General features: G+C 73.1%; 18 protein-coding genes. 6 read left to right on the top strand and 12 right to left on the bottom strand.

Features of this window, described 5'->3' with window-relative positions:
- The first annotated feature begins 251 nt into the window (after positions 1-251).
- A complete protein-coding gene (locus AC5L36_RS09385) occupies positions 252-827 on the top strand; it encodes a TetR/AcrR family transcriptional regulator (protein ID WP_441214552.1) in 576 nt (191 codons plus the stop codon).
- Positions 824-2,122 (top strand): MFS transporter, encoded by a 1,299-nt coding sequence (locus AC5L36_RS09380; protein ID WP_441214551.1) that lies wholly within the window; start codon positions 824-826, stop codon positions 2,120-2,122. The genes AC5L36_RS09385 and AC5L36_RS09380 overlap by 4 nt, the downstream gene beginning before the upstream one ends.
- A gap of 40 nt (positions 2,123-2,162) precedes the next feature.
- Here AC5L36_RS09380 and AC5L36_RS09375 read toward each other — a convergent pair whose 3' ends face one another.
- The 3 genes from AC5L36_RS09375 to AC5L36_RS09365 are packed head-to-tail and all read right to left on the bottom strand — an operon-like array spanning position 2,163 to position 4,365.
- Complete coding sequence (locus tag AC5L36_RS09375; RefSeq protein WP_441214550.1) at positions 2,163-2,726, bottom strand: TetR/AcrR family transcriptional regulator; 564 nt, start codon at positions 2,724-2,726, stop codon at positions 2,163-2,165.
- A 19-nt stretch (positions 2,727-2,745) separates the two neighbouring features.
- On the bottom strand, positions 2,746-3,813 hold the full coding sequence (locus tag AC5L36_RS09370; protein WP_441214549.1) for a winged helix DNA-binding domain-containing protein: 1,068 nt from the start codon (positions 3,811-3,813) through the stop codon (positions 2,746-2,748).
- Between the two features lie 9 nt (positions 3,814-3,822).
- Positions 3,823-4,365, bottom strand: coding sequence for a helix-turn-helix domain-containing protein (locus AC5L36_RS09365; RefSeq protein ID WP_441214548.1), 543 nt, complete (start codon positions 4,363-4,365; stop codon positions 3,823-3,825).
- Positions 4,366-4,417: 52 nt separating this feature from the next.
- Between AC5L36_RS09365 and AC5L36_RS09360 the strand changes: the two genes are divergently transcribed.
- Positions 4,418-5,566, top strand: coding sequence for a pyridoxal phosphate-dependent aminotransferase (locus tag AC5L36_RS09360; protein ID WP_441214547.1), 1,149 nt, complete (start codon positions 4,418-4,420; stop codon positions 5,564-5,566).
- On the opposite strand, the gene AC5L36_RS09355 is transcribed toward AC5L36_RS09360, so the two are convergent.
- Positions 5,563-6,486, bottom strand: a complete 924-nt coding sequence (locus AC5L36_RS09355; RefSeq protein ID WP_441214546.1) for an acyl-CoA desaturase — start codon at positions 6,484-6,486, stop codon at positions 5,563-5,565. The genes AC5L36_RS09360 and AC5L36_RS09355 overlap by 4 nt on opposite strands.
- A 106-nt stretch (positions 6,487-6,592) precedes the next feature.
- Between AC5L36_RS09355 and AC5L36_RS09350 the strand changes: the two genes are divergently transcribed.
- Positions 6,593-9,250, top strand: coding sequence for an NACHT domain-containing protein (locus AC5L36_RS09350; RefSeq protein WP_441214545.1), 2,658 nt, complete (start codon positions 6,593-6,595; stop codon positions 9,248-9,250).
- Between the two features lie 69 nt (positions 9,251-9,319).
- Entirely contained in the window at positions 9,320-10,489 is a 1,170-nt protein-coding gene (locus AC5L36_RS09345; protein ID WP_441214544.1) for an alginate lyase family protein, read from the top strand.
- Between the two features lie 66 nt (positions 10,490-10,555).
- Here AC5L36_RS09345 and AC5L36_RS09340 read toward each other — a convergent pair whose 3' ends face one another.
- Both AC5L36_RS09340 and AC5L36_RS09335 read right to left on the bottom strand, forming a co-directional pair.
- A complete protein-coding gene (locus tag AC5L36_RS09340) occupies positions 10,556-12,427 on the bottom strand; it encodes a LamG-like jellyroll fold domain-containing protein (RefSeq protein WP_441214543.1) in 1,872 nt (623 codons plus the stop codon).
- 246 nt (positions 12,428-12,673) lie between these two features.
- Positions 12,674-13,090, bottom strand: a complete 417-nt coding sequence (locus tag AC5L36_RS09335) for an SSI family serine proteinase inhibitor (protein ID WP_441214542.1) — start codon at positions 13,088-13,090, stop codon at positions 12,674-12,676.
- Between the two features lie 247 nt (positions 13,091-13,337).
- Here AC5L36_RS09335 and AC5L36_RS09330 point away from each other — a divergent pair, with 247 nt between their 5' ends.
- Positions 13,338-14,027 carry a helix-turn-helix transcriptional regulator gene (locus AC5L36_RS09330; RefSeq protein ID WP_441214541.1) on the top strand — a complete coding sequence of 230 codons (690 nt, stop codon included), beginning with the start codon at positions 13,338-13,340 and terminating at the stop codon, positions 14,025-14,027.
- Between the two features lie 93 nt (positions 14,028-14,120).
- Here the strand turns inward: AC5L36_RS09330 and AC5L36_RS09325 are convergent, their stop codons facing one another.
- The 6 genes from AC5L36_RS09325 to AC5L36_RS09300 form a co-directional block, all read right to left on the bottom strand.
- Positions 14,121-15,278 (bottom strand): HNH endonuclease signature motif containing protein, encoded by a 1,158-nt coding sequence (locus AC5L36_RS09325; RefSeq protein ID WP_441214540.1) that lies wholly within the window; start codon positions 15,276-15,278, stop codon positions 14,121-14,123.
- A 723-nt stretch (positions 15,279-16,001) separates the two neighbouring features.
- Positions 16,002-17,744, bottom strand: a complete 1,743-nt coding sequence (locus tag AC5L36_RS09320; protein ID WP_441214539.1) for a cellulase family glycosylhydrolase — start codon at positions 17,742-17,744, stop codon at positions 16,002-16,004.
- 40 nt (positions 17,745-17,784) lie between these two features.
- On the bottom strand, positions 17,785-20,865 hold the full coding sequence (locus AC5L36_RS09315; RefSeq protein ID WP_441214538.1) for an AAA family ATPase: 3,081 nt from the start codon (positions 20,863-20,865) through the stop codon (positions 17,785-17,787).
- A complete protein-coding gene (locus tag AC5L36_RS09310; protein WP_441214537.1) occupies positions 20,855-22,867 on the bottom strand; it encodes a serine protease in 2,013 nt (670 codons plus the stop codon). The genes AC5L36_RS09315 and AC5L36_RS09310 overlap by 11 nt, the downstream gene beginning before the upstream one ends.
- 11 nt (positions 22,868-22,878) lie before the next feature.
- Entirely contained in the window at positions 22,879-23,889 is a 1,011-nt protein-coding gene (locus AC5L36_RS09305; protein ID WP_441214536.1) for a trypsin-like serine peptidase, read from the bottom strand.
- A 526-nt stretch (positions 23,890-24,415) separates the two neighbouring features.
- Complete coding sequence (locus AC5L36_RS09300) at positions 24,416-25,528, bottom strand: serine hydrolase domain-containing protein (protein WP_441214945.1); 1,113 nt, start codon at positions 25,526-25,528, stop codon at positions 24,416-24,418.
- Positions 25,529-25,739 lie beyond the last annotated feature (211 nt).

Genomic DNA, 25,739 nt, shown 5'->3' with positions numbered 1-25,739 from the left:
CACGCTGCATGCACTCTGACCAGCCTTACCGCTAGTTTTCACAAGATCATCAATCAAGGGCCGGGTCCGGCCCGACGTCCGGACCGCGTTCATCCCGTGAGGCCGTCATGACTGGAATGCACTGAGCGCGCGCAAACCGGAAGCATCTAGTGATCGCCCGCTCGATTGCGGGCGATACAGGACAGCGATCCCAGAGACGCGCACGAAGGCCGGCTGTAGACACTGTCTACCTAGGCTGGTAGACAGTGTCTATGACGGAGGAGGACCTGCGCGCGCGGCTTGTCGCGGCCGGGGTGGAGATGGTCAGTCGCGAGGGGAGTTCGGTGCTCCGGCTGCGCGAGATCGCTCGCCGGGCGGGGGTGTCGCACGGCGCGCCGCGGCGTTACTTCCCCACTCACCTGTCGCTGCTGTCCGCGATCGCCCGCCAAGGGTTCCAGGAGCTGGGGGAGCGGGTCGCCCGCCTGCTGGCGGGTGGCGGCACGCCGCACGCGCGGCTGCTGGCGCTCGGGCGGGCCTACCTGGAGTACGCGTCGACGAACCGCGGCATGTTCGAGCTGATGTTCCGGCACGACCTGCTGGAGAGCAACCGGCTGGGCCTGCGGGAGACGAGGCTGCCGCTCTTCGACGTGCTGGTGGAGCTGGTCGGGCAGGCGCGCGGCGAGAGCGGGGCCGCGGCGCGGGTGGCGGCGGGCGCGCTGTGGGCCAACCTGCACGGCCTCGCCCAGCTCTCGACCTGGGGGAGCCTCCAGCTCGCCACCGGCCTCGACGACGTGGATCCGCTGCTGCGCGCGGCGGTCGACGCCCACGTCGGGCCGGCGCCGCGGTGAGCCGGCCGAGGGTCACGCTCGCGGTCAGCGTCGCGGGCGCGATGCTCGTCGCGCTGGACGGCACCGTGCTCACCGTCGCGTACCCCACGCTGCGGCGCGACCTGGACGCCACGTTCGCGCAGGTGCAGTGGAGCAGCACCGGGTACCTCATCGCGGTCGCCGGCCTGCTGGTGGTCGGCGGCCGCCTCGGCGACCTGTACGGGCACCGCCGCCTCCTGCTCACCGGCATCCTCGGCTTCGCCGCCTCGTCCGCCGCCATCGGCCTCGCGCCGGGCATCGGGTGGGTGGTGGCGCTGCGGGTGGCGCAGGGTGCGTTCGGCGCGCTGCTCCAGCCGGCGACGCTCGGCCTGCTCCGCACGGCCTACCCCGCGGCGCGGCTCGGCTCGGCCATCGCGCTGCGTACCAGCGCGATCGCGGCCGCGGGCGCCGCCGGACCGGTGCTCGGCGGCGCGGTGGTCGGCCTGCTCGGCTGGCGCGCGGTCTTCCTGCTCGGCGTGGTGCCGGCGGCGGTGGTGGCGGCGCTCGCGCTCGCGGTGCCGGCCGCGTCCCCGACCGGGCGTGGCGGCCCCGACGTCCTGGGCGCCGCCCTCTACGCGGCTACGCTCGCCGGGCTGGTGCTCGCGATCGTCCACCCGCCGCTGCGGTGGCCGGCGCTGGCGGCGGGGCTCGGATGCGCGGTGGCGTTCGGGCGGCACGAGCGGCGCTCGGCCAATCCACTCGTGCCGCCGGCCGTGCTGCGGGTGCCGGCGGTGCCGGTCGCGCTCGGGGTGCTGGCGTGCGCGTCCGGGGCGGCCTTCGGGACACTGTTCGCGGCCACGTATCTGGTCCAGGACGGGCTCGGCCTCGACCCGCTCCACAGTGGACTGCTTGGGCTCGGCCTGACCGCCGCGATGATCGTGGCCTCGCCCGCGGCGAGCCGGCTGATGCGGCGGCACGGGGCACGGCCGGTCGCGGTGGGGGCGCTGCTCACCGCGGCGGCGGGCATCGCGTCGCTGGCCCGCGCGGAACGGGCGGTCCTGGTGGGCGCCGGCCTGGTGTTGCTCGGCGCGGGGCTGGGCGCCGTGATGGTGGTGGCGACCGCGACCGTCGTGGGGCACGCGCCGGTGGAGGCGGCCGGCGTGGTGGGCGGCCTACAGCAGACCGCGATGAACACCGGACCGGTGGCCGGCATCGCGGCCGCGGCGGCGTTGATGGATCACGGCATGGCGGGGGCGTTTCTGCTGCTGGCGGCGGTGGCTGGGATCGGGGCCGCGCTGGCTACGCGCCTGCCCAGGCCGGTGCCCGTGCCGGCCTGACGCGGTGGCCACGGACGTTGGCCGGCGGCGCCGGCCTGGCTCAGCGGGGCAGGCTGGCGACCGTCATGCGGATCAGCTGGGCGTACGTCTCGTCCAGGTCTTCCGGGAGGCCGAAGCCACCGCTCGCCTCGATCGACGCGAAGCCGTGCACCACCGCGCGCAGGCAGCGGGTCGTGTGTATCGCGGCCGAGTCGGTCAGGCCGTAGCCGCGCAGCACGGCCAGAAACACCTCCAGCAGCCGCCGCCCCGGCGCGGCGGTGCGGGGGTCGTGCAGGGCGTCGGCGGGGGCGGTGGCGTAGCGGGCGGGGTGCTCCCGCACGTAGTCGCGGTAGGCGTGCATCAGCGCCTCGACCGCGTCGTCGCCGGAGCGGCCGAGCACGGCGCGGGTGAAGCGTTCGGTCATCTCCTCCAGCACGCGCGCGCCGACCAGGGTACGCAGCTCGGCGAGGCTGCCCACGTGCTTGTACAGCGAGGGGGCGGCGACGCCGGTGCGCTGGGCCACCGCCGCCAGGGTGAGCGCGTCCGCGCCCTGCTCGTCGATGATGGTGCGCGCGGCCTCGACCACGGCCGCGGTGGAGAGCCCGGCCCGGTGACTACGCTTCATAGCGGCAAAGCTAACCCTATTAGCCAGGCTCGTCAAGCAACCGGGTGGCGACGCTCGGAAGGAGGTCGAGGTAGGCCGCCTGCCGGGCCGCGGCGGCGTCGAGTGCCGCCGACTCGGCCGGGGTGAGCGCGCGGTGGAGCAGCGCCTCGATCTGCAGGGTGTCCTTTGTGGAGGTGCGCCGCCAGTGGCCGGCTACGAGCCCGTCGAGCAGCAGCACGCTATTGGGCACGGAGGTGGCCGGCGGGAGCGGGCGGACCACGTGCTTGCTCTCGGTGAACGCCACGAGGTACTCGTCGTAGCCCTGTACCAAGTGGACGGTGGGTGACCCGGGCGGCGCGGTCTCGTGCCAGCCGGACCAGTAGGACACGCCGTCGACGACCTCGTGGCGCAGGCGGTCGCCGGCCAGCGCCACGCCCCGCGCGATGTCGGCGCGGGTGAGGCTGGACCACCACATGAGGTCTCTGGTGGTGGCCGGGCCGTGGCTGGTGAAGTAGCGGGTGACGAGGTCGGCCAGCGCCTCGTCCGGGTCGCGCTCGGGCGCGGGCGGCACGCGCTCCTCCAGCAGCGCGTAGGTCTGCTCCTTGCCGCGCGCCGGGCCGCTGCAAACGAGGCCGTCGAGCTCGGCGTGCATCAGCAGGTATCCGAGCCCGAAGCCGGTGCTCGGCAGGCCCGCCGCGCCGACGACGCCGGCCAGCTCCTTGCGCGTGCGGTAGCCGCCGCCGGCGAGCGCCTCGGTGAGCAGCCCGTGTGCCGTGGCGAAGGCGCCCGCGTCGAGGCCGACCTGGCGGTAGACGTGCGCGTTGGTGGCGTGCACCCGCGGGGCGGTCAGGCGCAGCAGCCACCGGATGTCCTCCGGCGCCACGAAGTGCCACGTCGGCCGCAGCACGTGGGTGCGCAGGAACTCGCCCGCGTCGAAGGAGCGCTGCACCTCCGCGTCGGTGACCCCGGGCAGGCGCTCGCCCAGCGACCACTTGGCCAGCCCGAAGTCCTGCGCCTGCACCGCCCCGAACCACCGGACGACGTCGGCGGGCGCCGCGAAGGAGGTCAGCAGGGCGCTCCTCATGCGACGGTCGGCGATGGCGCTCACGCCCACAGGCTACGGGTGCGCCATGACAAGAACGCCGTGCGCCGGGCCGCCGATCGCCTGGTACACGTGGGGGACGTCGCCGGGAAACCGGATGAAGTCGCCCGGCCCCAGCTCCGCCGGCTCGGCCACCGGGCCGACGCGCAGGCGCCCCGCCACCACGAGCAGCGACTCGGTCACGCCGGCCGGGTGGGGGTCGGCGTGGCGGGCGGTGGTGGCGAACTCCACCTCGTAGAGCTCGGCGAGCCGCTGGCCGCGTACCCGATCGAGGAGGCGGGCGGAGACCGCACCCTCCACGCGGGTGCCGTGACCGGCGCGGACCACCTCGACCCGCGTGCGCGCCGGCTCGCCGATGAGGTCGCCCAGCGCGGCGCCGAGCGCGTCGGCGAGCGCGTAGAGCGTGTCGATCGTGGGGTTGCCGCGCCCGGCCTCCAGGTTGGTCAGCGTGGCCCGGCCGACGCCGCTCCGCTCGGCCAGCGCGACAACCGACAGGCCACGCGACTCACGGAGGATGCGGATATTTGCCGCGATCCGGCTTGCGGGCGTGTCGTTCATGCGCACTATAGTAGTCACTGTGACTAGTACAGGAGTCAGACCGGCGCGCCGGATGACGGACATCGTGGGGTTCGGGATCGACCGGGTCGCGCGCAACGCCGACCGGGTGACCGCCCGGTGGCCGGTGCTGCGCCTGGAAAACCTCGACACCGACCTGCCCCTGCCGCCCGAGGCGGTGCCGGTCACCGCGGCGGCGCTCTCCACCCCGCCGGCGAACTCGTGGCTTCCGTTCACCGGTGACCTCGACCTGCGGGCGGCGATCGCCGACCTGCTCGTCGACCGCACCGGCCACCACTACGACCCGGCCGAGGAGATCGTCGTGACCAGCGGCGGCACCGAGGCGGCGCTCGACTGCCTGCTGGCCACCATCGACCCGGGCGACGAGGTGGTGCTCGGCGACCCCACCTACGCCGGCCTGGTCAACCGGGTGCGGCTGGTCGGCGGGGTGCCGCGCTTCGCGCCGTACCGGGTGGTGGGCGGCGAGTGGCGCCTCGACCTCGACGCGCTGCGCGCGGCGGTCGGGCCGGCCACCCGCGCGCTGCTCCTGATGAGCCCCTCGATGCCCTCCGGCGCGGTGCTCGACGAGGAGGAGTGGCGGGCGGTGTGCGACCTCTGCCGCGAGCGCGACCTGCTGCTCGTCTACGACGGCGCGATGGAGCGGCTGCTCTTCGACGGGCGCCCGTTCGTCCACCCGGTGCGCGAGCCGGGCATGGCCGAGCGCACGCTGGTGATCGGGTCGCTGTCGAAGGAGTTCCGCATGATCGGCTGGCGAGTCGGCTGGGTCGCCGGCCCACGCTCCCTTGTGGAGCACGTCGGCTGGGCTCACGTCTACAACACCACCACCCCGGTGGGCATCGCCCGCGCGGCCGCGACCGCCGTCCTCCGCGGCGACCACACCCACGTGACGGCGGCCGCCGCCGAGCTCCAGCGCCGTCGCGACACCATCCTCACCGGCCTTGCGGGTCTTCCTCTGGTACGCCCGGCGGGCGGCTGGTCGCTGCTGCTCGACACCGTGGCGATGGGCGTCGACCCGGCCGAGGCCTCGCGCCGGCTGCTCCGCGACGGCGCGGTGGCCGCGACCGCGATGACCGGCTGGGGCGACGCGGTGGCGGCACGGCACATCCGCTTCGTCTTCAGCGCCGAGCCGGTCGACCGCCTGGCCACCCTCCCGGAGCGCCTGGCCGCGGCGGGCCTCCGCTAGGCCGGCGTGGCCGCGCCCCGGCGGATCCGCGCCAGGCGGGGGCGGGACGGCCAGCGGACGTCGCGGACCCAGCCCACCTTCTCGAAGAGCCAGATCACCCGCGCGGAGATGTCGATCTCCCAGGGGCGTACGCCGTGGCGGGCGCAGGTCGGGTCGGCGTGGTGGAGGTTGTGCCACGACTCGCCCATGCTGAGGATCGCGAGCGGCCAGAAGTTGGCCGAGCGGTCGCGGGCGGCGAAGGGGCGCTCGCCGATCATGTGGCACACCGAGTTGACCGACCAGGTGACGTGGTGCAGCAGCGTCACCCGCACCAGGCCGGCCCAGAAGAACGCGGTCACCGCGCCCCACCACGACCACGTGATCAGCCCGCCCATCACCGCGGGCGCGATCAGCGTGACCACCGTCAGCGGGCCGAAGAGGCGGTGTACCAGGCGGAGGTCGCGATCGGCGAGCAGGTCGGGCGCGAAGCGTTCCTGGTTGGTCAGGTCGCGGTCGAGGATCCAGCCGAGGTGGGCGTGCCAGAAGCCGCGGGCCAGCGCCCCCGCCGACGTGCCGAACAGCCACGGCGAGTGCGGGTCGCCCTCCTTGTCGGAGAACGCGTGGTGCCGCCGGTGGTCGGCCACCCAGTGCAGGATCGGCCCCTGCACGGCGAGGCTGCCGGCGACCGCGAGCGCCACCCGCATCGGGCGGCCAGCCTTGAAGGCGCCGTGCGTGAAGTACCGGTGGAAGCCCACGGTGACACCGAGGCAGGTGAAGGTGTACCAGGCGGCGGCGAGCGCGACGTCCACCCAGGACAGTCCCCAGCCCCACGCGATCGGCACGGCCGCGAGCAGGGCGAGGAACGGGACGATGACGAACAGGTACACGGTGACGTGGGCGGGCAGCCCCCGCTTGCCAGCCAGCAGGGTCTTGGGGCTCATCGATTCCGGAGGTTAGGGCATATTTACTTCCGCCGTACGAACGCCGGCCTGACACAAGGCCGACAGTTGGTTGCCAGTGACGACAGGATCCGATAGCACGTGGACCGTGTCGAAATGGGGTGCCAGCGAGATTCTGGCGTTGCTGGGCGTCGTCGCGACGATCGTGGTGGCCATGGTCGGGCCGGTCCGGCGGGCGATCGGGCGGGCCTGGCGGGGCGCGCTGCTCCGGGCCGGGCGGCCAGAGCGCAGGTACGCGGCGTGGTTCGTCCGCACCTGGGGCGTCTACGACAACCCCTACCTGGACGACAAGGAGGATCTTGACCTCACCCGCACGTTCGTGTCGCTCTCCTTCCACGAACCGGAGGGCGACCGGGAGGTACGCGCGGTCGCCACCGAGGTGCTCGCCGACCGGGCCGCCGGCAACATGGTGATCGAGGGCGAGCCCGGCTCCGGCAAGTCCACATTGCTCAAGGCGTACGGCGTCGGCGCGCTGCGCGCCCGGCACTGGCTGCGCGGCCGGCGGCCGGGCCGGGCGGAGGTGCCGTTCCTCGTGCCGCTCCGCAAGCTCGCCCGCTACCTCGGGCGCGGTGGCGGCCTCGCCGACTTCCTGGTCGACGACATCCTGGTGTCCGACTGCGGCATGACCCGGGCGGACGCGGTGCGGCTGCTCGCCTACCTGCTGGAACGCCAGCGGGTCCTGGTCATGCTCGACGGCCTCGACGAGGTCACGGCCGACCGGTACGACGCGGTGCTGGAGGCGGTCCACCGGTTTCTGCGCGACCACGACCGCGAACGCCCCACCCACCTGGCCCGCGTGGTGGTCACCTGCCGGCGGCAGAACTTCCGGATGATCGAGGACGAGTGGGTGCCGGCCATCGCCCGCCGGGTGTGCACGCTCGCCCCGCTGCGCGACTCGGAGATCTTCAGCTACCTCAACGCGCTGCGCCCCAAGTTCAAGGCGGCGAGCGGGCCGGAGAGCTTCCTCCAGGCGGTACGCGCCTCGGGCACGCTCGACCTGCACCGCACGCCACTGGTGCTCGCGATGTCCGTCGGCCTGTACGCCCGCAAGGACTACTACGAGATCCCCAGCTCGATCGCGAAGCTGTACCAGACGATGATCGAGGAGATGCTCGACCGGCACCGGTTCAAGCGCGACCCCGGCGGCGGCGCGCTGCGCTTCCCGGTCGGCGACAAGTACCGCCTGCTGCGCGAGTTCGCACTGGCCACCGCGCGCTCGCCGGCCGGGTTCGACGAGTTCGACCGGCGCGCGCTCGTCGACTTCGCCACCGCGCTGGCGCCCGACCTCGACGCGCCGCCCGAGCCCCGGGCGCTGGTCGACGAGGTCATCGGCCGTTCGGGCCTGCTGACCGACGTGACCGAGACGGGCCGGTTCGTCTTCGCGCACCGGTCGATCCAGGAGCATCTCGCCGCGGAGGAGCTGCGCAAGCTGCCGGACGGCGCCGACCTGCTGCTGGACAAGGCCGCCGACAGCCAGTGGCGCCAGGTGGTGCTCTTCTACGCCGCCGGCCTGGACCAGCGGGCGGCGAACGAGTTCCTGCCGAGGCTCGCCGACCGCTCCTTCGCCGCGCATTGCCTCGGGCGGGCGCGCGCCTCCGACGACGTGGCCGCCGACATTCTGGACAGCCTGCGTCCGGATGCGCGCGACCGCGACCTCTCCGCCCTGGTGGCGGCCGCGATGTCGCCGCGGGCCACGGTGCAGGAGATGGCGGTGCAGCGGCTGGAGAAGACGATCACCGATCCGAACGCCAGCCTGGCGGCCCTGAGCGGCGACATCGACGGCGTGCTCCCGCTGCTGAACGCCCTAGCCGGCACCAACGCCGCCCGGATCGCCGCACTGGTCCCGCGCGTCATCGACCGCATACCGGACGACCCTCGCCTGGTGGAACCGCTGTGGCGCTGCCTGACCGCACCCGGCATCGATAGGCTGCCGGCGGCGAAGACCCTCGTCGCCCGGCTGCTGGAGCTGGTGATGGAGCCGGACGGGAAGGCGGCGCTCGACCGGCAGGAACGCTACGACCGGCCCTTCCTGACGGCGGCCGTCCGGCAGAAGGCCTACCCGTTCAAGGAAGGGCTGCCTCTCGACAGCAACCTCGTGACGCTGCTGGCCTGGGCGGAGTACCTGGAGGTGGCACCGGACACGCTCAACCGCTTCTACCAGGCGAAGGCGGAGGGGCGCCTGGCCCGGGTCGAGGTCGACCGGTCGCGGACGGTCACCGTCTCCCTCTTCTGGCCCGCCCGTGTCGTGAACGCGGTCGGAGCCGTCGCCGCGCTGGCCGGGACGGTCAACGTCGCGGTGTTCGAGTGGCGCGCGCTGATCCGCCCCTTCGGCTGGTGGTCGCCGCTGCTGCATCTGGCGCCAGCGGTGGCCGCGTTCGGTCTCGCCATCGGCATCATTCTCTGGGGGGAGAAGGGGCGCGAGGGCAGTTGGCGGCGCTACCTGGACGAGGCCGACACCAAGGTGAGATCCGGCCACGCCGTCTCCACGGCCGCGGAACGGTTTCCCAACGCGTTTCTCATCGTCTTCGTCATCCTGCTCGTCCCATTGGCCTACGCCGTCGCGGCGGCGCCGCTCGCGACGTGGTCGCTGACCGGCTTCCTGGTCCTGGCCACAGCCATGCCGTTCTTCGTCTACTGGGTCCCGTTCCTCGCGCTCTTCTCCGAGGGCACCCGACTCCACCTCTACAGGCCGAACCCGTACATCGACATGTATGACGACCCGCGGAGCCGGCACTGGCTGCGTTGACAGCGGCGATCATCGATGGTCTCATTGGAACTCTTAAGAATGTTTACATTCGAGTACGGAGTGTTTCCGATGGGAAGAGTCCGGCTGCTCGCCGCCGCCGTCGTGGCCGTCCTGCTCACCGGCGTGGGTGTCCACCGGGCCGCCGCCGCGCCGCCCACGTTCACCCACCCGGGCGTGCTGGTCAGCCGGGCCCAGCTCGACTTCGTCCGTACCCAGGTCAATGCCGGCGCCCAGCCGTGGCGGGCGGCCTACGACCAGATGATGGCCAGCGCCTACGCCTCGCTGTCCCGCACGCCGCGCCCCCGCGCGGTGGTGGAGTGCGGCTCCTACTCCAACCCCAACCTCGGCTGCACCGACGAGCGGCAGGACGCGCTCGCCGCCTACACGCTCGCGCTCGCCTGGTACATCACCCGCGACGCGCGCTACGCCACCAAGGCGATCTCCATCATGGACGCCTGGTCCGCGGTCATCACCGACCACACCAACAGCAACGCGCCGCTCCAGGCCGCGTGGGCCGGCTCCAGCTGGCCGCGGGCCGCCGAGATCATCCGGTACACGTACACGGCCTGGCCGAACGTCAACCGCTTCGCCACCATGCTCCGCACCGTGTACCTGCCGGAGGTGGCCGCCGGACGGGCCAGCACCAACGGCAACTGGGAACTGTCCATGATGGAGGCCGCGCTCGGCATCGCGGTCTTCCTGGAGGACCGGGCGGCCTACGACCGGGCGCTGGCCATCTTCCGGGCGCGGGTGCCCGCGTACATCTACCTCACCGGCGACGGCGCGCTCCCGCGCGGGCCGGCCGGTAGCGGCATCGACACCCGCGCCGAGATCGTCGCGTACTGGCACGGGCAGAGCACGTTCGTCGACGGGCTGTCGCAGGAGACCTGCCGCGACTTCACCCACACCGGGTACGGCATCGCCGCGATCGCGCACGTCGCCGAGACCACCCGGATCCAGGGGCAGGACGTGTACCCCGAGGTGGGGGAGCGGCTGCGCCACGCGCTCGGCTTCCACGCGCGTTACCAGCTCGGTGAGGCCCCGCCCGCCTGGCTGTGCGGCGGCACCCTCACGCGGGGGCTGGGGCCGGTGACCGAGGTGGGCTTCAACGCGCTGCACGGCCGGCTCGGCATCGGGATGAGCAACACCCAGCGGCTCACCGAGCAGGGCCGCCCGGCGGGCACCAACTCGCTCTTCGTGGCCTGGGAGACGCTGACGCACGCGCGCAACCCGGCCTGAGTCGGGCGGGCGGCGGCCCGCCGTGGGAAGCCGCCGCCCGCCCTTTGTTCACGCGTAGGGGTGCCGTCACGCGTAGGGGTTCAAGAACTGCGCCGGGCGCAGCGCCTTCGACGAGATGCGGATGTCGCCGATCCAGCCGTAGAAGCCCTGCCCGTACCTGAGGTCGAAGGAGTTCGCGCCCACCACGAACGGCTTGCCCATCGTGCAGATGCCGATGGACGGCTGGGTGGGGTTGCGGGCGATCTTCGAGCCGTCCACGTACACGACCGTGCGACGGGAGTCGTTGACCACCGCGAGGTGCATCCACCGCCCGACCGGCAGCGCGTGGCTCCACGACGTCGGGTCCGCGTCCTGCACCGACGGGTACACCACGAACTGGAGGAAGCGTTCCGGCGAGATGTTGAGGCTGCACGTGGGTTCGAGCGGCGACCAGCCGGTGGTCTTGCCCGCGTCGCCGTTGCGCCCTTCCCAGCTGAGGATTCCCATCCACGCGTGGTCACCCACGAACGGGTCCGGCAGCTTGACGAAGACCTCGATGGTGTACCCGTCGCGGAAGGTCATGGTGTTGATCGGCGCGCGGTCCGCGGCCCGCAGGATGGCGCCGCGGTCCGGGCCCTTGCCGCCGTCGAAGCGGAGGCTGGCGTGCGCCGGCTGGCCGGGGTGGTGCTCGCCCGACCACGTCACGACTTCGGGCGCGCTGGCGTGCAGGCGCTGGAGGGTGAGGTCGTTCCCGTTGCCGGTGAGGTCACGGGCGACGGCGCCGGCGGCCAGCGGCGTGCCCGGCGTCCCCGCACCGTCGATGCCGGAACGGTCGAAGCGCCAGTACGCGACCGTGGAGCGGGACGTGACCGCGGCGGCCGGGCGCGGCGCGGGCGGGGCGACCGGCGCGAAACCCTGGAACCGGGCGGCGAAGTCGATGTCCACGGTGAACCTGTCGACCGGCCCGGTCAGCTCGATCGTCTCGGATTCGAGCGGCGAGCGCTTGGCCGGGTCGCGCGCCAGGAACCACGGCGCGAACGTCTCCACGTCGATCACGCCGCGCACCATGTCGAAGTGGTACAGCCGGATCATGGCGGCGCCGCCGTAGTAGCGGTCCTGGTAGTTCGTAATGTGCACGTGGACGTCGTGGCCGGCGTCGTTGGTCAGCGTGGTGCGGCCGGGCGGCCAGTAGTGGCCGTTGAGCGTGAGGAACACCTGGTCGTTGCGGCGGATCAGGCGGTCCCACAGTCGCTGCCCGTTGCCGCTCAGGTGCGCCTCGCCGCCGTCCTCGGCCCAGGCCAGGTCGTGGGTGGTGAGGATGACGGGGGTACGCGGGTGCGCGTCGATCACGCCCTGCGCCCACTCCAGCCCGCGGTCGGAGATGCGCCAGTCGAGCGCGAGCACGATCCACTCGCGGCCGCCGGCGGCCAGCAGGTGGTAGCTGTTGTACCCGTCCGGCGAGGCACCGCCGAACGTGGGCGTGCCGGCGAAGCGCCGCGGCCCGAACGCGCGCAGGTAGGCGGAGTCGCCCCGCTGGTCGTCGCCGCCGCGGATGTCGTGGTTGCCGGCGAGAACGCTGTACGGCACCTTCCCGTCGATCAACCGGAACGCCTTGTCGGCCAGCCCGATCTCGTGGTCGCTGCCGTGCTCGGTGACGTCGCCGAGGTGGGTCATGAAGGCGATGTTCGCCTCGGCCCGCTCCTGCTTCAGGTAGCGGAAGGTCGCCTCCAGCGGCGCGGGGTCCGAGCTGTCCTCGTCGAAGAGGTACTGCGTGTCGGGCAGCACGGCGAGCGCGAACCGCGGGCTGCGCCAGTCGAACCCGCCTTCCTTGTCATGCGCCGCCGCGGGCTCGCCCGCCGCGAGCAGGCCGGCGACCGGCGTGGCCAGCAGCGCGGCCGCGGCCGGCGTGGCGAGCAGCGTCCGGCGCCCGACGCCGGGCGCCCTTCCGTCGTTGTCCATCAAGCCTCCCGATCACCCGATACCGGCGTGACTCTGGCCGCCTCGGGTGACGGGGTGGTAGCGCGGGCTCCAACGCCGCCCGAAGACTCCGCGATCTTGGTAGACCGACCCGGCCGCCCAGACCGGCCGCCCAGAACGTGCGCGCCGGGGCGGAGATGCTCCCGCCGGTCCCTTCGGTGAACGCGAGGTCGCGCCGGCCGCGCCGGCTTGGAGGCTGGGCGCGGCCGACGACCGTGTGGACGGTGGCTACTTGTGTTTCGGCAGCACCGGCACGAGGTTGTCCCACCTGGCGATCTCGCACGAGTGCACCCGGTTGAACGACGCGTCGACCGGCTGGTCGCGCCACCGCCCGGTGATGTGCGCCGTCTCCGGGCCGTCCGAGAACGGCAGGCAGATCGTGCCGGGCGGCACCGGCTTGAACGGGTCGGCGGTCGCCTTCTCCAGCAGCTCGCAGGCGCCGACCGGGTCGGGGTGGGTGCCACCCGCCGGGTCGCACACAAGCTGCCAGACGACGACCTGGGACGCCGGCGTCGCGAGATAGGTGATCGTGAGCTCGGTGGCCGGCGGTGCCGCGGCCGCCGCCGCCCCGGTGCCCGCGGCCGTGACCGCGCCGCCGAGCGCGAGCGCGGCGACCGCGGTGAAGATCCTGACGTACGTGCGCATTCCCCGTTCCCCTTTCGCACGTGAGCGATGCCCGGATCCTGTTGACGCCGGGTCGGACGGTCAAGGCCACAGCCCGACATTTCCGTATTGAGAAGCAGGAAATGCGCAACAGTGCAACGCGATCGCGGACTGTCCTCGATCTGCCAACCTCACGGCGCCGCTGGGCGTGTTAGGAACGAAGGCGACACGGGGGTGTTCAGTGACTCGATCTCATCGTGCTCACGCGACAGTCGGCACAGGTCCGCCGGTGGCCTCACTGGTCCGATTAGGACAGTCTCCGGACGCGGACCTCCTGTACCGCACGTTGGTCAACTTCGGACCGCGGACCGCCGCGGACCTGGCCACCGACCTCGGCATGGCGCTGCGCCGCGTCGGCCGGGCACTCGACGAGCTGGCCTCGGCGGGCGCCGTCGCGCCGGAGGCCACGGTGCCGAGCCGGGCACCGACGTGGACACCACGGCCGGCGGCCGAGGTCGCGTACGGGCGGCGGACCCACGCCGGCACCGCGCGGGCCCCGCTCGTCGCCGCGCTGGTCGGCCTCATGGCGCGGCACCTCCACCCGGCACACCAGCCAGCACCCGCTGCGGGCCTCACGCCGCTCCAGCCGCGCGAGCCGGCACCTGCCGCGGGCCCCGCGCCGCTCCAGCCGCGCGAGCCGGCTCCCACCGCGGGCCCCGCGCCGCTCCAGCCGCGCGAGCCGGCGCCCACCGCGGGCCCTGCGCCGCTCCAGCCCCGCGAGCGCGCGTTGATCGCCTTGCTGGCCGCCGGCCACACGGAGGTCCGCGCCGCACGCGAGCTGGGGATCAGCCGGCGCACCGTCTCCTACATCCTGCGCGACATGATGGACCGCCTCGGCGTCGCCAACAGGTTTCAGCTCGGCCTCACCCTGGGCGCGCGCTACGCCATCCGCCCACCCCACCACGACGAGTGCGCCTGAGCCCGACCGCCGGCCCTCCGCGAGACCCTGACAAGGCGGCCGATACGAGGCTGCCCTGTTAAGCCCGCCGACTCTCACGCCGGCCAGCGCATGTCACGTCCGGTGGTGGTAGAGGTTGCGTCGGGGTGCCTGCCGCGGGTCCACGTAGGTGGGTGGGATGAACTCCGGTAGCCGGTCGGCGGCGAGGCGGACGGTCCAGTGTCCGCGGTGGATGATCCGGTGGTGGTGGCCGCAGAGTAGGACGCTGTTGTCCAGGCTGGTCGGGCCGCCCTCGATCCAGGCGCGGATGTGGTGCCCGTCACACCAGCGTGGTGGCCGGTCACAGCCGGGGAACGCGCACCCGCGGTCGCGTAGCTCCAACGCCGCCCGCAGCCCTCCGCTGATCAGCCGGCGGCCGCGGCCGACGTCCAGGACCTGTCCGTTACCGCCGAGCACGGCGGGGATCAGCTGGGCGTCGCACGCGAGTTGGCGGACCTGCTCGGGGCTGAGCCGTCCGCCGGTGTCCAGCGTGCCGATGCCGAGCTTTTGGCCCAGCGGGTCGAACGGCACGGTGACCGTCACGTGTGGCCGCTGCCCGCCGTTGTCCGGCAGCTGCTCGGTGCGGGTGGCCAGCTCACACACCGCGACCAGGGCGTCGGCGCGGCGCTGGGCGGGGGTGCGCGGCTCACCGTGGTCGTGGCGGGGCGCGCACAGCGGGTCCAGGGCGGCGTTGACGGTGGCGGCGCCGGCCTCGTCCAGCCAGCCGGTCAACCGGACCCGGCCATCACCTTGCCGGGTCAGGTGGAACGCGCGGCCGTGATGGGCGCGCTGCTCCATCCGCCGCAACGCGGCCGTATCGGCGGCGTCGGCGATCCGCGGTGCGACGTGGGCGAGGATCCGCTGTCCGGCCTTACGCAGGATCGTCGGCTCGAACTGCCCGGCCTGACCGATCAACACCGCCTCGGCCTGATCGACCAGATCGGTGCCGAGATCGGCGGGCAACTCCTGGACCGCGGACACGACCACAGCGGCCTGCTCGGCGTTGACCACACCCGCGACCAGCGCCGCGTCGAGGGCCGGTCGCTGGTCGAGCGCCGCGGCCAGGTCGAGCATCCGCTTTGCCGCGTGGATGCTGATCCGCAGATGCTCACGCAGCCACACGGCGGTGCTGGACGCGTGCTGCGCGACGGGCAGACCGCGGCCGTCGATTTCCCGAACCAGGTGCGACTCGGCCGCGGTAATAGCGGCCGCGGCCTGGTGAATGGTGTCCAAACAATCGACAAGAGCGGTGTCGGAAAGCGACCAGGTAGGCGCGTCAGCACACTCGCCCGCGAGGGCCTTGAGCTGGGCAGACGCATCCACTAACACCCACTAATCGTCCCGTGCCACCACCAAGACCACCAGCCCTTCCACGCCGACAAGGCAATTAACGCCACGATATCGTGGCATTGACGAATCGAGCGGCGCCGGCAGCACGGGCCGGTTCCGTCGGGACTGCTGCCCCATTGCTTCGATGTCCCGTCAATGGGGGTCCGGCCGGGATCTTCAAAAGGTCCAGGACGCCGACGGTCTGGCCACCACTGTGCTCGCCGGTCGGCCGGAAACCCAACTTCAGATAGAACCCTGGGCGGCGGCCGCGATGTCCAGCCGCCAGAGGCCCGAACGCAGATCGCCGCCCGCCGGCCGATCGCGTCCGAGCGGCGTCGGGCCAGCCTGTCTGGTGGAGCTGTCTTCGACCGCCGAGCACCGGCGCGGCCAGAGCCGCCAGACACCGCTGTCGTGGGCCCGGTTAGGTCGTAGGCCGGCACGGCGTCCGGATAGCCGGTGTCCGAACGGCTCCCGGCGGACGCGGCTGGCCGGTAGGTGCTGTGCCGCGCCGGTGCGGCCGCCTTGCCCAGCGGCCAGCGAGACATGCCACAAACCCAGGCGGCTTGTTCAACGGGCTCTGCGGCCGAGCGCGCCCTGCCGCGGGCCCGACCCAACGGCGCGGGGGGTTCAGGACGGGAAGTGCCGGGTGCGCCACGTCGCCAGCTCGCGCTGAGCCGCGGCGAGCTGGGCGGCGGTCACCGTGCCGCCGGTCGTGTTGACCACCAGGGCCGCGTGCACGCCGGCGCCGGCGTCCAGCAGTAGGCGCCGCGCGGTCGCCGATCCTTCCTCCAGGGCCGTGGTGACCGCCGTCACGTCGGTGACCACGGTGGTGGTCGCGGGCGCGAACGACGCGGGCAGGTGCAGCTCGGTCGTGCCCGCGGTGCCGCGCCACACCAGGACGCCGTACTGCCGGCCGGCCGTCAGCGCGCGGATCGCGGGCAGGCTCTGCGGCGCCGCGAGCCAGGCCTGCTGCTGGCCGGCGCCGCCGTAGCCGGAGCGGGCCAGGTCCTCGTACGCGAACGCCAGTGTGCTGCCGGCGACCGCGGTGGGGAAGAGGCGGTCGAGCACCCGGCGGTCGAGGCGGGGGACCACCGTGCCGGCGGCGTCGACGGCGACCACCGAGTGGTCTTCGCCGTTCCAGCCGTCGCCGGGCTCGGCGTGCCGTCCACTGTAGATGTCCCAGTGCCACATCGTGTTGGACAGCACGGTGCCGCCGGACGCGGGCGCGCCCCACCAGCTGGCGCCGGGCACGCCCGCGTCCATTCCCTGGTACATGGCGCGCACCATCCACGGTGTCCGGTCACTGTGGAGCGAGTTGCCGAACTCGGAGACGAACGGCGCGGTGGCGAGGGTGCGGGCGCGGTCACGGACGCGGTTCATGGCGGCGGCGTAGGTGCCGTCGCCGGCCGGGGTCGGGTCGAGGGTGATGCGGGCGCCGTCGTAGTAGTGGGAGTTGAACACGTACCGCGTGCCGAGCGGCGCGATGGTCGAGAGGCCGCCCTGCTCGAAGAAGCCGGTGTTCCAGAAGACGAGCGGCTCGACGTACGCCGGCTTGGCGGCCCAGCCGGCCTCGTCCATGCGCGCGCGGAAGCGCTGGTAGAACGGCAGCAGCCAGCGCCGCTCCCACTCGGCGCCGGTGCCGCCGTCGAGCCCGCCGTCGAAGGGCTCGTTGAACGGGTCGAAGCCCACGATCCGGTCGAACGCGGCGGCGGGCAGCCGCTGGCGCAGGTAGCGCATCGTGGCGCCGGCCTGGTCGAGGAAGGCGTCCTGCACGCCGTACTCGTTGCGCCAGAAGTCGTACATGGCCTCGCGGACGGCGGCGTTGTTCTGCATGTTCTGCCCCCAGAGGAAGCAGATGCCGCAGAACTCGTCCGGGTAGTCGCCGGCGTCGATCACCCACTTCGGCGCGCCGTCGCCGTCGTACCAGCTGTCGTCGTCGAACAGGTGCGCCGAGTAGAGGTCCTGGTGGTAGTCGACGAGCACGTGGATGCCCCGGTCGGTGAACTCGCGGATCTGCTCGATCGCGCGGTCGAGGTATCCATAGTCGATCGTGTGCCGCGCGGGCTGCACGCCCTCCCAGCTGATCAGGAAGCGGATCGCGTTGGCGCCGGTGAGGTCGCGCATGGCCTGCGCGGAGGTGGCGGCGTCGGCGCGGCTCCGGAACGGCAGCAGGCCGTTCTCGGTGAGCTTGGCGCTGCCCGCGACGTTGAAGCCGCGCAGCACGATCTCGCGGCCCCGGTCGTCGCGGAAGACCGCGCCGTAGACGCCCTGCGTCGTGGGGAGGGGCGCCGCCGCCGGCGCCGCCGCGCCGGCGGTCACCCCGAGCAGCACGACCACCGAGAATGTGAATATCCTTCGCGTCACCGCCATAGGCACGGATGCTAACGGTGATCGATGGATACGGCAATGGTCAGGGCCGGCCGTGCTCCGACAGCCACGCGTCGCCCACGAGTGAACGCAGCCGGTCCCGCACCGCGCCGCTCGCCGGGTCGGCCAGCACCGCGCGGACCAGGGCGTCGAGCCGGCCGCCGCGGCTCGCCGTGCCGATGAGCTCGCGGGTGACCCGCCGCGCCGACCCCGACCAGCTGATCAGGGTCATGTCGAGGCCGGCCGCGGAGGCGAGCATGCGGCTGTCGGTGCTCGTGGAGTAGACGGTCAGCAGGATGTCCTCCAGCTCGCGGGTCTCCTGGCGCGACCAGTCGAGCGGGGTCTCCGCGAGGAAGTGCGTCGCGCTGGCGGGGCGCTGCTCCGTGCCGGAGTCGACGGCCCACCACAGGTAGAGCGCCCGGATGGCCTCCCGGACCGGCTCCGGGGGAAACTCCAGCCGCCACAGGCGGTCGAGCAGGAGCCCCGCGTCGGTGCCCAGCCCGGTGAGCGTCCGCCAGGCGGCTTCGAGCCCCTCCCGGTCGGACGTCAGGGGCCGCAACCCCAACTGCCTGGCCAACCGGCCCGGATCCTCCCGCGCGAGGTCCCAGTCGGCGATCGCGGACACGATGGCGCGTACCCGCCGCAGGTCCTCCTCGTGGCCCAGGCCGACGAGCCGCACCGCCTCCTTGAGGCGGTCGGGCTCCTCCTGGCCCAGCGCGGCGGCGAGCAGGCGGACGAGGGCGGTGCTGTGGGTGACATTCCGCGGGCCGTACCGCTGGATCAGCCCGCGCACGCCGAGCCCGAGCGACCAGCGCAGGTCGCCGTCGCCGAGGCGGCCGCGTTCGAGCATGTTCATCCGGTTGAGCAGCAGCTCCAGCCGGAGCTCGGGATGGCCGGCCAGCAGCGGCAGGTCGGCGCCCTTCTGGAGCTCGCCCTGTGCCGCCTCGGACTCGCCGAGCCGCTCCTCCAGCCGGGCGAGCCGGACGACGGCGGCCGCGGTCCTGGTGGCGTCCCCCGCCTCTTGGGCGGCGCGCACGTCCTTCCGGGACGCCTCGGCGGCCAGCCGCAGGTCGCCGCCGGCCTCCGCCACCCGCGACTCGAGCCGGTGCAGCTCCGTGCCGGGCATGCGTTCCGGCCGCCCGGTCAGGAGCCTCCGGGCCTCGGACAGGTCACCTTTGCGGAGGGCGACGTCGACCGCCGGCGCGGTGCGGCGTTCCCAGTTGGCGAGGTCGTCGGAGACGGCGAGCGCGTGCGGAGCGTGGATCAGCCGCGCGGACGACGGCGGGAAGTCGGCGACCGACAGCCCGAGGCGGCGGATGGTGTCGGCGTCGACGGGTGCGGTCAGGTCGCCCTGGGCCAGCCGGTGATAGGTCAGCTCCAGGTCGGTGTCGTCCGACCGGGGCTCGCCTTCGTAGAAGCCCACCGCCAGGTCGCCCACCCGGGAGACGAGCTTCGGGTCGTGCAGCTTGAGCGCCGCGAGCGCCGGCCCGCGCAGCTCCTCGCGCAGCCGCAGCACGTCGCCGTCCCGTTCGGCCATCGTCAGCTGGCTGGCGAGGCCGCCGAAGAGCTCGGCCGGCGGCAGCGTCGGCGGCGGCCAGAGCGCCGGTACCAGGACCCGCTCGACGAGGTCGACGGAGATCCGCCGGAGGACGAGGCTGGCCTGGGCGACCCGCCGCAGCTCATCCGTCGTGCGCTCGTCGGGCACCGAGACGTGGTTGAGGATCCGCTGGTAGAGGAAGCCCCGCACGAACTCGACGCGGACCCGGTCGAGTGCCCGGGCCCGGGCCGCCGCGTCTTCCACGGCGGCCGAGCCCTCCCGCACCAGCACCTGCGCCGCCAGCCGTACCGTGAGCGGGATGCCGCCGACCAGCCCGATGATCTCGCGGGCCAGCGCGTCGTCGATCGGGGGAGCGGCGGCCCCGGCCTCCTGGCGGACGATGTAGCGCAGCAGGTCGGCGGCGGCCTCCTCGCCCAGCGGCAGGACGTGCAGCTGCCGGTCGTGCCGGCCGGGGGCGAGGAAGACCGAGGCAGGGCCGCGGCCGGACACGACCAGCCGGAACGAGCGCAGCTCACCGGCCAGTGTGGCGAACAGGTCGAAGAGGTCCGCCGCCCGGTCGGGCCGGGTGCGCTCCACCTCCTCGAAGGTGTCGAGGACGACGACGAGGGCGGTGTCCACCATGGACTTTCCGCGGGCGAAGCCGGCCGCCCGTTCGCGGTAGGAGGTCGCCGTGTCGGCCGCTTCGAGGCCGGCGCCCTTACCCCGGCGGTGCGCGACGTCCTCGTCGTGCTCCAGCTCCCGGCGGTACTCCGGGAACTGCGCGCCGACCTGCCGGATGACGTCGTTGAGCACGGCCGTGGGCTCGCAGGCGGACAGCGTCGGCCGGTCGAAGTCCAGGTAGGCCCACGCCCAGCGGTCGGCGGGGCCGCACGACTCGTACATGTCCATGACGAAGCGGGCGACCAAAGTGGACTTTCCGACGCCGCCGACGCCGTACACCACCATCGCCGGGTCGGCGGCCAGCCCGCCGGGGACCGGGGCGGCCGTGCGGTACGCGTGCAGCCTGGCGACCTCGTGCTCGCGGCCCAGGCAGCCCGCGTCGGCGAGCTTGCGGACGCTGCGGACGACCTCGAGGAGGGCCAGGCGCCCCTCGATCTCGGCGCGGCTCGGCGTGACCTTGACAGTGCCCGCCAGCCCCGCGCGGGCCACCGCCTCGGTCGCCCACCGCCACACGTCGAGGGCGACCACCAGCTCGTCTTCGCTCAGTGCCGTGACCGGCCGCCCGGTCGCGAGGACGAAGTCGTCGAGTACCCGTTGCAAAGGCGTGTCGTGCTCGGGCCGGACCTCGCGCCGGATCCGGGCGAGCTCCGCCTGCCCGCCCCGGCGGAGCATCGCGGCCAGGGCGTCGATCCGCCGCCGCTCGAAGAGCACCACCTCCGGGCGGCCGCCGCGGGCGGGCAGCGGCCGGCACAGCAGGTGCTCCAGGCTCGCCCCCTCACTCGTGGCGCGGAGCGCGCCGGGGTCGAACGTGCCGAGCACGGCCAGCCGCTCGACCGCCGGGTCGGCGGCCAGCCGCTCCTCCGCCTCGGCCGCGTCCACAAACGACAGTGCCTGCTCAGGATCCATCCCGGGCCCCCAGCACGTCGAACAGGAGCGCGGGCAGCCGCGGCGCCAGCTTGCGCGGCTCGGGGAGCGGACCGCCGACGGGAAACAACGTGTCCAGCTGGGTGGCCAGGCTCGCCTCGTCGAGGCTGCCGCCCTCCTCGACCGCCCTGGCCCGGAACCAGGCCTCCACCTCGCTGCGGGCCAGCCCGATCGCGGTGTCCTGCTCCAGCCACTGGGAGTGTTCGAGGGCGAACCGCTCGGCGTCGCGGCCGGCCAGTACCAGCCGGAGCGGGACCCGCGGGTCGTCCGCCACCGTGACGAGCGCGTGGATCAGCTCGTCGAGGCCGCCCTGCTTCGCGGCGGTCGTGTCGTTGACGCTGTCGATGAAGATCCACCACTGCCGCGGCGAGTCGCGCAGCTTCGTGGTGAGCCACATCTGGAGCGTGCTGATCGTCCGCGCGTCCTGTGCCAGCTGCTCCTTGGGGTACGGCAGCTCCAGGCCGATGAGCAGGTCGTCGATGATGCGTTCGCGGCGGGTGTCGATCCCCAGGCCGATGTAGTTGCTGAGGTTGATCTGGATGGCCACCAGACCGTCCGGCGCCGCCTTCCGGATCGGCGCGCTGAGCTTCGCCCGTTCCGCCACGTGCTGGAGGAACTGGAAGGAGTAGGAGACGCCGCTGCCGCTCTCCCCGGTGATCGCCAGGACCCGGTTGGCCGGCTCCTTCGCCGTCATGGTGCGGACCCGGTCGCGGAGGCCGCCGCGGTTGACCAGGGGTCGGCCGCCGACCGACGTCGTCCGCAGCGGATCGATGTCCACCGGCGCGGGCGGCGTGGGCGCCACGACGGCCGGCGAGACCGGTGCGGCCGCCGACAGCAGGCTCGCGTACGGCCCGTCGCAGATCGCCTTGGCGATACACGAGATGGGAACGGCCTGGTTGTCGCCGCCCTGCGAGTAGTGGTGCAGCGCGACAAGCCGGCCGCGGATGTCGACGACCGGCGAACCGGAGGAGCCGTTGAGCGTGTTGCCCCGGTAGCGGATGCGGGTGCCGAGCTGGTTGCACTCGGGCGGCGTGCGGATCCAGGTCACCCGCTGCGTCTGGCCCAGCGGGTGCTGGGTGATGAACAGCAGCGGGCTGGACCTGAAGTCGTAGGCGGTCTCCTCGAGCGGGTACATGCCGCGCGGCGTCACCTCGCGTGCCAGCGGGACCGGGAAGCCGAGCTTGACCAGCGCGAAGTCGAGGCGGTCGGCCGGCGCGTTCCAGTCGCGGACCCGGCCGGTGCCTTCCGCGTCGGTCGGCTGGCTCGCCGCGAGCAGCTCCACCACCGGGATCCCGGTGCCGGTCTCGGCGAGGCTGCGGCCCGGGATGTCGCTGTAGTCGAACCGGGCCACCATGTCCGCCGGCAGCACCGGCGACGCGCCGACGACGTGGGCGGCGGTCAGCAGCAGGTCGGGACCGACCAGGAAACCCGTGCCCCGGGGCTGTCCGGCCACCTCGATCATCGCCGTCCGGGCCATCGCGTCGAGGATCGCCTGGACCAGCGAACGCGGGTCGTCGAGGCCGGCGGTGACCGAGGTGATCGCCTCGAGACCACCGACCGGCTGGTCACCGGGCTCCTCCATCGACTCGACGAGGCTGGTGACGACCGGGTCGGTGCCCTCGGTCGGCGGGGGCGGAAGCCCGTGGCGGGCGGCCAGGCGGGCGTACGCCGGGGCGAGCCGGTCGCCCAGCAGCTTGCGCAGCGGCGGGTGGAACGCCTCGCTGCCCGGGTCGTGCAGCACCTCGGCGGCCAGGTCGAGCGCCCGACCCCGCCCGGCGGCCTCGGTCAGCGCCCATTGCCACCGGGCACGGGCCGAGGCCGCCGCCGGCCCGGTGTGCCAGTCGAGCCCGACCGACTCGGCGATCGCCTGGATCGCGGCGAGGTCTTCGTACGCGTAGGTCAGCACGTCGACCACGCGTCCCGGCTCCCCGGCGGACCAGTCGGTCCGCGGATCGTCCCACCAGGGTGCGGGCGGACCGGACATCATGCGCCCCCTCAGTGCAGGACCCGTTGCAGGATCTCGTGTACGCGCGAGGCCTGCACGGCCTCGTTGCGGTCGCCCTGGATGCCACCGAAGTGCAGGCCGAGCGCCTTGCCGCTGTCGAGGTCGAGCACGACGGACCCGGAGTTGCCGCCCAGCGTCGTCGCGTCGTGGTGCAGCAGGTCCTTGGCCACGACGGCGGTGACCTGCCCCGGCGCCAGCCGCTTGACGTTGTAGACGCCGTCGAAGATGCGCTGCTGGTCGGCGGCGTCGTTGCGGCTGTCGTGGGCGGGGTATCCGATCACCGCGACCCAGGACCCGACGCCCGCGGCGGCGATCTCCTCGCCGGACATGAGGTCGATCGTGCGGGGCAGGGGCTCGCCGTCCGCGCCCTGCGCGTCGACGCGCAGCAGGGCGACGTCGAGCGAGTCTTCCGGCTCGATCCACAGGATCTCGCGGACCCGGAAGCGGGACTCCTCCGTCTGCTGGTGCTCGTGCCGCCAGTCGACGGAGGCGCGAACGGGAGGCGCGCCGAAGTTGGCCCGGAAGGCGAACCCGCCGTCGACCGCGGTGGCGAACTCCCGGGCCACGTGCCGGTTGGTCACCACGATGCCGTCGCCGACCATCCAGCCGGTGCCGACCCAGTCGAGCCGGTGGTTGCTCAGGTCGATGCGCCCCGCGCTGCCGATGATCGACTCGACCGCGGCCCGTGCCGTCGCCAGCCGCTCGCGGATCAGCTCGCTCTCCGGGAAGTCGTCCGGCGGCGCCTCGAACGTCGACCGCTGTACCAGGTAGACCGGCCGGGTGAAGCGTTCGATGATCGCTTCGAGGCCCGGCTCGGCGCCCGGCTCGTAGGTGCCCTCGGCCATCCCGTCGGCGACGGCGGCGGCGTCGTCGACGCCGGGCCCGCCTTCCAGGCCCTCCAGGCCGCCCAACTGGTCCTGTGCGTGCTCGGCGAGCTCGTCGAAGCGGTCGAGGAACTCCTGCTTGACCGCTGAGTCCGCGAATACCTGCCGAACGTCCATGTCGCCCCTCCTGAACTACCGTGAGATCCAGCTCGTCGCCCTGACCGCCGCCGGCGCGCAGCCGCAGCTGGTCGCGCAGGCGTGGGCTGACCACCGCGGCGGCCAGGCGAGGATGAGCGCGAATCGGGCCCATTCTTCAATGGGAGCCCCCGGCACAATTACCGTCGCCTCCCGCAAAGCGCCAATTGTCGTTGGCATCGGTCACCCCCGCACAGAGGCTCCCGGTCGATGTGACGTATCCCCGCCCCATTCATCCGAAGGTCTCAGCGCCTATTCTCGTCTTTTCGGCGCCGGCCAAAAGGCAAAGTCGTTGATTTGCCACCCGCACGTGCGATCCGCGAACCGAGGTGCCGGTCCCGCTTGGAGGCCGAGGTCGGCGCGGGGCTGGGCGGTCGGAGCGCCGCCGACCGAGACGCGTTAATGCGTTTAACGCCGTCTAGACGACGGGGGGTACCGCCTCGGGTCTCCTGTGCTTTCGCACAAGGCGAGGCGGTACCCGGCCGTGTGTTGTCGGAACTGCGACGTATCAGCGCAGCGGGATCGCGATCGCGCCCGGAAGGGGAAGGCGCATGGTCGTGCCCGCCGCCGCGCGCTGTGCCGTCGCGTTCGGACAGACACCGGCCATGACGGCGTCCGCCAAGGCGGCGTCGATCGGGTGGACCTCCGGGATGACGCCGAGGTTGTAGTGGCTGAGGTTGGTGGCGAGGGACATCTGCCGCCCGCCGTCGGGCGCGTGCAGCGACACCGTGATCTGCCCGATCACGCCGCCGTCGTGGCCCCACGCCGCGCCGCACGGCGTGGGCAACCAGAAGAGGCCCAGCCCGTATCCGCCGTCGTCGGGCCGCGCCGGGTCCATCGGCACCGTCGTGCGCATCTGCGCGAGCTGGGCGGGCGGCAGGAGCCGGCCGCCGAGCAGCGCCCGGTAGAAGGTGTCCAGGTCGGAGGGCGTCGAGATCAGCTCGCCGGCCGTCCAGGCCCACGACATGTCGTAGGTGGCGAAGTCGCGCACGCCGAACAGCGCGAAGTGCGCCCCGGCGTGCCGCCCGCGGATGGTCCGGTCGGCGCCCGGGAAGTAGGTGTCGTCGAGGCGCAGCGGGCGGATCACCCGGCGGGTCACCTCGGCGGACGCGGCGTTGCCGGTGACCTTCTCGATCAGCAGGCCGATGATGATGTACCCGGTGTTGGAGTACGAGTAGTGGTCGCCGGGCGCGCCGGTGCGCGGCAGCGACAGTCCGATTTGGACGAGTTCCTCTGGGGTGAAGCGGGTCTGCCCCACGCTGGTCACTTCGGCGTAGGAATCGAGGATCGCCTCGGTGTAGTTGCCGATGCCGCTCGTGTGGTTGAGCAGCATCCGCACCGTGACCCGCTGGCCCACCTCACCGGGGACGAGCTCCGGCAGCCACCGGCCGACCGGGTCGTCCAGCCCGACCTTTCCCTCGGCGACGAGCTGGAGCACGGTGGCGGCGACGAAGCTCTTGGTGATGCTGCCGACCCGGTGCCGCATGTCGGGCCGCGCCGGGCGGGCGGTGGACAGGTCGGCGACGCCGGAGGCGCCGGACCAGGTGCGGCGACCGTCGCGGACCTCGGCGAAGGCGGCGGGCACCCCGGAGGCGTGCAGGGCGGCGAGTGCCCGGCTCAGGGAGATCGGTGCGGCGGGCGCGGACGAGGCGGATGCGGGCAGGCCGGCGACCGCCACGAGAGCCACGGCCACGGCCGCGACGGCGCGTACCATCTGTCGTTTCCTCATGCGGCCCATCGTCGGTGACCGATCCGGCGGGCGCGTCACCCCACGGCGGGAGGCGGGGGTCCGTCCGGAGTGGGAGGAGATCACCGCAACGGTGATACGTGGC

The organism is Phytohabitans sp. LZ39 (genome assembly GCF_059359075.1).
The sequence above is the reverse complement of the archived record's forward strand: the minus strand, read 5'-3'. Positions and strand labels throughout refer to the sequence as shown.

Excerpts from the sequence above, each read along its gene's own strand:
- AC5L36_RS09385 (WP_441214552.1), top strand. The coding sequence starts at position 252 with ATGACGGAGGAGGACCTGCGCGCGCGGCTTGTCGCGGCCGGGGTGGAG.
- AC5L36_RS09375 (WP_441214550.1), bottom strand. The coding sequence starts at position 2,726 with ATGAAGCGTAGTCACCGGGCCGGGCTCTCCACCGCGGCCGTGGTCGAG.
- AC5L36_RS09365 (WP_441214548.1), bottom strand. The coding sequence starts at position 4,365 with ATGAACGACACGCCCGCAAGCCGGATCGCGGCAAATATCCGCATCCTC.
- AC5L36_RS09360 (WP_441214547.1), top strand. The coding sequence starts at position 4,418 with ATGACGGACATCGTGGGGTTCGGGATCGACCGGGTCGCGCGCAACGCC.
- AC5L36_RS09355 (WP_441214546.1), bottom strand. The coding sequence starts at position 6,486 with ATGAGCCCCAAGACCCTGCTGGCTGGCAAGCGGGGGCTGCCCGCCCAC.
- AC5L36_RS09345 (WP_441214544.1), top strand. The coding sequence starts at position 9,320 with ATGGGAAGAGTCCGGCTGCTCGCCGCCGCCGTCGTGGCCGTCCTGCTC.
- AC5L36_RS09340 (WP_441214543.1), bottom strand. The coding sequence starts at position 12,427 with ATGGACAACGACGGAAGGGCGCCCGGCGTCGGGCGCCGGACGCTGCTC.
- AC5L36_RS09335 (WP_441214542.1), bottom strand. The coding sequence starts at position 13,090 with ATGCGCACGTACGTCAGGATCTTCACCGCGGTCGCCGCGCTCGCGCTC.
- AC5L36_RS09320 (WP_441214539.1), bottom strand. The coding sequence starts at position 17,744 with ATGGCGGTGACGCGAAGGATATTCACATTCTCGGTGGTCGTGCTGCTC.
- AC5L36_RS09315 (WP_441214538.1), bottom strand. The coding sequence starts at position 20,865 with ATGGATCCTGAGCAGGCACTGTCGTTTGTGGACGCGGCCGAGGCGGAG.
- AC5L36_RS09310 (WP_441214537.1), bottom strand. The coding sequence starts at position 22,867 with ATGTCCGGTCCGCCCGCACCCTGGTGGGACGATCCGCGGACCGACTGG.
- AC5L36_RS09305 (WP_441214536.1), bottom strand. The coding sequence starts at position 23,889 with ATGGACGTTCGGCAGGTATTCGCGGACTCAGCGGTCAAGCAGGAGTTC.